5 protein-coding genes and 2 pseudogenes are annotated in these 4,832 nt (G+C 43.7%); 1 reads left to right on the top strand and 6 read right to left on the bottom strand.

The annotated features are described in order from the left end of the window. Window positions 1–67: 67 nt before the first annotated feature. Window positions 68–652 carry a hypothetical protein gene (locus ACCI49_RS23560; protein ID WP_371841688.1) on the bottom strand — a complete coding sequence of 195 codons (585 nt, stop codon included), beginning with the start codon at window positions 650–652 and terminating at the stop codon, window positions 68–70. A gap of 347 nt (window positions 653–999) precedes the next feature. Further along, window positions 1,000–1,218: pseudogene (locus ACCI49_RS23555) on the bottom strand (DUF5615 family PIN-like protein); the annotation flags it as partial. 56 nt (window positions 1,219–1,274) lie between these two features. Between ACCI49_RS23555 and ACCI49_RS23550 the strand changes: the two are divergent. After that, window positions 1,275–1,547, top strand: a complete 273-nt coding sequence (locus ACCI49_RS23550; protein WP_371841687.1) for a site-specific integrase — start codon at window positions 1,275–1,277, stop codon at window positions 1,545–1,547. A 177-nt stretch (window positions 1,548–1,724) separates the two neighbouring features. On the opposite strand, the pseudogene ACCI49_RS23545 reads toward ACCI49_RS23550, so the two are convergent. From ACCI49_RS23545 to ACCI49_RS23530, 4 genes and pseudogenes are all read right to left on the bottom strand, one after another. Beyond that, window positions 1,725–2,666 (bottom strand): annotated as a pseudogene (locus tag ACCI49_RS23545) (IS1595 family transposase). A gap of 73 nt (window positions 2,667–2,739) precedes the next feature. Further along, window positions 2,740–3,003 (bottom strand): hypothetical protein, encoded by a 264-nt coding sequence (locus ACCI49_RS23540; RefSeq protein ID WP_371841685.1) that lies wholly within the window; start codon window positions 3,001–3,003, stop codon window positions 2,740–2,742. Between the two features lie 600 nt (window positions 3,004–3,603). Further along, window positions 3,604–4,035 (bottom strand): hypothetical protein, encoded by a 432-nt coding sequence (locus ACCI49_RS23535; RefSeq protein ID WP_371841684.1) that lies wholly within the window; start codon window positions 4,033–4,035, stop codon window positions 3,604–3,606. Window positions 4,036–4,101: 66 nt separating this feature from the next. Continuing rightward, window positions 4,102–4,521, bottom strand: a complete 420-nt coding sequence (locus ACCI49_RS23530) for a lysozyme inhibitor LprI family protein (protein WP_371841683.1) — start codon at window positions 4,519–4,521, stop codon at window positions 4,102–4,104. Between the last annotated feature and the right edge of the window lie 311 nt (window positions 4,522–4,832).

Here is a 4,832-nt window from a genome sequence, read left to right as displayed (position 1 = left end):
AGTTCGGCGTTTCTCTTCCTGCGCGGAAGCGGGTAATTTTCTTGCATCAATAATATCCATTTGGGTATTATACAGAACTATAGAGCCACCGGGTTAATAACAACCCCCTAGGTTCCCGCTCCATAGCAATCCACAAGTCATCTTCAACCTCTACAATTCCCTCCCCACCATTATTGTATTTCAATGTATAACCCAGATGCCCTATCACCGATGACCATTTATCATGTAGCCAGATTGCCCTGCCGTCTCTATATACACGTGCTATTTTATGATAACGCTCGCTCAGTACAAAGGTGCCATCATCTCGACAGCAAATCCCGCCAAAACGCATCGCCGATTCGGGCCGAAAAAGGTCCATAACAAAGTGTGAAACTCTCTTAGGTCTACCCCTTTGAGGAATCGCCAACCCAAACATATTTATGTGAGGGTCTAGCTTGGCGTGCTGACCACCTTTGTATATTTTATAGATTATTTTGTTATTCTTAGGGGAAATACTTATTAATTGATCACAAAAAGTCAAACCAGAAAGTCCTAATCCCGAGCTATTTTCTAACCAATAACTTGCGATACGCTTAGCGGGGAACACATCAGCAGCAATTCCCTTGGAAGCTAAAAGCACGCTAATGATTACAAAGATGAAAGACTTAATCATATTACTTACAGCTCATTATCTGAAGAGGATGCCAACAGGCCTACAATAAATAATATAGTTCGCTTAATCACGATATTCCCAATCCATCTCGAAAATGATCGAATCAAAATGGTAAAAGATGGCCAGTCGTATCCTTCAAACTCCTACACCAACATTGAACTTGTGGGGTAATTAATACGCCTTTCCTCTCAAAGGGAGAGTCATCAATTATGTCAATAACCGCTGGGAGATAGCATAGCTGCCTTAATAACTATCGACAATTTTTGAGGAGGCTCTATGCTTCTGGATGGCTTATAACCAGGGTGAAGGCTGCGACCTCCTGAATCTATAGCATCTGAACGGAGGCATTATAAGCAGGCTAGCCCCCATTCAGTACCAACAGTCCGGTTCCAGGCTCCGCTAAAAAACTCCAGCACCCGACGCTTATTGTTCTTCATCAGGGTTTCGATAGCTCGCACGCACACATTGTTGCCAATATCCCCTCGCACCATCCTCGGCGGTGGGCCGAAGCGGCGCCAGTAGTCCACGAAATCCTTGTCTTTGGTGAGTAACGCGAGTTTGTGCTCCTGGGCGTACTCCTACACCCTGGAATCCTTGGTGCCTTCCCCCAGCGCGGGGACTTTTGGCACCGCTATGGTGCCCGAAAAATCTCCTGCAGGCTGTACGTCCAGGCGATAGGAAAGTTGCCGCCGAGGCTGGCACTCTTCACAACCGGTTTCGGTTTCACGATTTAAAAATAAAGGGCATTTCAGATTTCGAAGGCGACAAACAGGAATTCAGCGGACACAAGACTCGCAGCATGATGGAGCGCTACAACCACACCGCAGATAAAGTTGTTTTACTCAACAAGGCGAGAATTGAGAGTAAAAGGGACACACCAACGGACAGCAGATAAAAAATCTTACTGGGAGCGGATAATTTCCGGTAGTGCTTTTGGTGAATTTTTGAAGCCTTATCAAGCCTTTTTGCGTAGTTCGAAAAATCTATCTCATCATTCTTCAGCTCTTTACAGTAGTCAAATTCGAGATCATATTTATTTGAAGAAGGCATCAAAACATAACCCAATTACCACCTATGCTACGCCAACTTTCAACAACCTTTCCGGCATTGGTGGTGTACGGAGTGAGCCAAAAATAAGTCGGGGAATGAGCGCGGACAAATCAAATATTTGATTAAACCGATATTGAAATACAGCCAAATAACGCTTCACAAATTTCGCCCTAATCGCATGGTAGGTGCTACGCAGAGCACTCTCTAAATTACCAAGCACAGTATTCACCCAATAAAATTCAGGTTCTTCAACAGAAGCCCGACCGCCAATACAAACAATCTTGTCATGCGCACAGCTGGCGTCTTTCACGGCGGTGAAGCACGCAAGACCATCGGAGATTACTGTGCTACCGCTGCAGAGATGCTTCTTGCTCCACGTAGAGATTTCGCTGATCTTGAAGCCTTTGACAACATAGAGCTTGATACGGGTGGGGTGTCCTTCCCTGGTGGTTTCGATGGCAGCCACAAAGGGGGTTTTACCCTTGGCTCCGCAGCCAGGCTTGCATCCAGTACGCTCTCAACCAAGATGGGCGTCATCCAATTCAACGAAGCCAGACAGTTTGTATTGGTAGTCTCGTTCCATCATCACTTGTATAAGTTTTTGCTTCATACGCCAAGCTGCGTTGTAAAAGATACCCAAATGACCTGACAACTCCATACAAGAAATGCCTTTCTTATCCTGAGTGATGAGAAAAATCCCGAGGAACCAAGTAGTAAGGGTTAACTTTGTGGAGTCGAAGAATGTACGAGAAATGACCGACGTTTGACGTCGACATCAATTGTACTGTTTGAGCTTGCGATAAGATAGGTCGCAATGTTTGTCATGTCCGCAGTGAGGGCAACAGAAGCCGTTTGGCCAACGCCATTGGCAAAGCGCGTTGAAGCACTGCTCTTCACTTCCGTATTCTTTAAGGAATTGGGTCAAACTAATGCCCTTCTGAAACTGCATCTTGTTGTGAGCCATGGTGAATTTCTTTGCAGATCAAACAAATATCTGTATTTATATACAGCTATCTATAACTTAGCAAGAGTGGTAATTAGCAAACATAATGCATAACGTTGCAGTCCCCCATCTCATTTTCTAGGTAGAACACCTTTAAATCTTTTACAAGCCCGGCGAGCTTCGAAGGAATACCGGGAGAAAATGTAGAACTTCTCCTCTTTCTAAACCTTCCGGTCCATACAGAAATCAAAAAAGTACCTGCAAATTTCCCAAAAAGTATATGGATATCACCAGTAGTATTAGGAACATCATTGAATAACAACTGCCTAATTTCGGCACATATGTCTTTATCCTTCATTCATGGCTCCATCAAGGAAGTCTCGGACGGGTGACTACGCAATGCCTAATATGGAAGAATTTTTTATTTCCAGAGTACCCGCTACTTACAAGCGTGTTGGTACCTGAAAGAAATCCCTCAGGTACAAGAACACTGGACAACTATCCAATTGGACGCGCTGGAAAATTCGATTGGGGCTCAAATTACCCCCTTGGAATCACCCCTCTAAGGGCCAAAACAAAAAAACCTGCTCTTGGCAGAGTTCTTAACTCCTCGATAAATAAGGACTTTATATGGTGTGGCCGACGGAGATCGAACCCGCGACCTCAGGAGCCACAAGGAGGTATTAACCCCATATATTACAATCAGCTAGGTGGACCAGTGTACCAAACTGGAGGCGCTTATACAGTATTTTTCATACTAGCTTTAGGTAACTTGGAGAAGTTTCGTACACAGCCTTTTACGGGGGCAATCACTCAAAACCTGTACATTCACCCCCCCTTTTTTTTACCCCCTTGATGGTACCGGATTGACGCCTTAACCACTCCCTCCCATATTGGTATTGGCAGAGGTATATGGGGTGGAGAACCTGCACCACTACACCGCTTGTTGTGCGGCAACTCAGGCCGTGCGGAGTTTACGATAAATCCTGATGATAGTTTTATTACCAAATATTAGGAGCACTGAAATAATAAATACAATGACGTAACCATAATTAACAGTGCCAACTGATGATAGTTGACCGACGATAGCCCCCACAGACCTTAGTGCCCAATAAATTCCAATAAGAAAAGTACCTGCTGCTACCAAGCCGTCTTCGGATAACGATGTTTCTTCGGCATCTACAGAAATTATTTTTTGTGCAATAGTTGACGCACAAAACCAAAGAGCAATACCGATAACCAAAGGAATAATCAACCAGCCAATTAGAGCCCAGGTAGGTGCCTCAACCCGAGCTCCAGGCTGGAAGAACAAGGGTAAGCTATTCCCTAAATTGCTAAGAACTAAATATGCCGCAAATATTTTTATTGCTAGTACTGAAAATTGTATCATTATTCTACCGCATAAAGTGCACAAAATTGGAAGTTTGAAGTCGGCTGCAGCGCATTGTTAGGCATATCACCATGGGCAGCCATTACAACCCATTGCGTAATTAACATTGAAGCTTTCTAGCTCTTTAAGTCGCTGAATTGTCCTTTCTGAAAGACACTTGTTCAATCGAACTGCTTGACCGTCACTATAAAACTTGCAATCGGAATCTCTAAACTTGATCCAAGTCCTCTGTGTATTTACGAGTCTTTTTTTATGAATTTTGTTTTCTAGGCCGTCCAGGTATTGAATTAGCTGAGAATACTCTCTATTAAGAAATTTATCACTTTGACTATAAGTTTGTGAAAAACAGAATTCTATTTCCGAATAGCTTGTAAATTCTCCACATTTAGCGAACTCTGATTCAAGATTTTCTGATTCTCCACCGGCATGAATTATTGGGACATAAAACAAAACTATGACAAAAAACGTTTTCAGAAATATTTGCACTCACTTGCCTCCTAAAATGACTAACACATGCCACAAGCACCGGAGGTGCAAAATGACGGCGTCGTCAGCCTTTACTTGTTGTGTGTTTACTCGCTCACTGGGTAAAGAGTATCATATGAAGGCGCCACGTGCTCCCAATTAACGTCGTTATTGACTAGATACTCCTTGACTTTGTTTAAGTAAAAATCCGCATTCTTAGAATGCGGAATTGCCCTCGGCCCCCTAAAAGGGGGCTATTGAGCCAGTCTTCTTAGAAGACTGACCGAGAGTTATCCCGCTTTACACTATCAGCGCAAATCCAACCGGGATTG

This window comes from Microbulbifer epialgicus (assembly GCF_041447265.1).
Classification (GTDB): domain Bacteria; phylum Pseudomonadota; class Gammaproteobacteria; order Pseudomonadales; family Cellvibrionaceae; genus Microbulbifer; species Microbulbifer epialgicus.
Note: the sequence above shows the minus strand (reverse complement) of the source record. Positions and strands in the feature narration are given on the sequence as shown.

What these genes read in the sequence shown, in the direction of transcription:
- ACCI49_RS23540 (WP_371841685.1), bottom strand. Translation starts at nt 3,003, where the DNA reads ATGAAGGATAAAGACATATGTGCCGAAATTAGGCAGTTGTTATTCAAT.
- ACCI49_RS23560 (WP_371841688.1), bottom strand. Translation starts at nt 652, where the DNA reads ATGATTAAGTCTTTCATCTTTGTAATCATTAGCGTGCTTTTAGCTTCC.
- ACCI49_RS23535 (WP_371841684.1), bottom strand. Translation starts at nt 4,035, where the DNA reads ATGATACAATTTTCAGTACTAGCAATAAAAATATTTGCGGCATATTTA.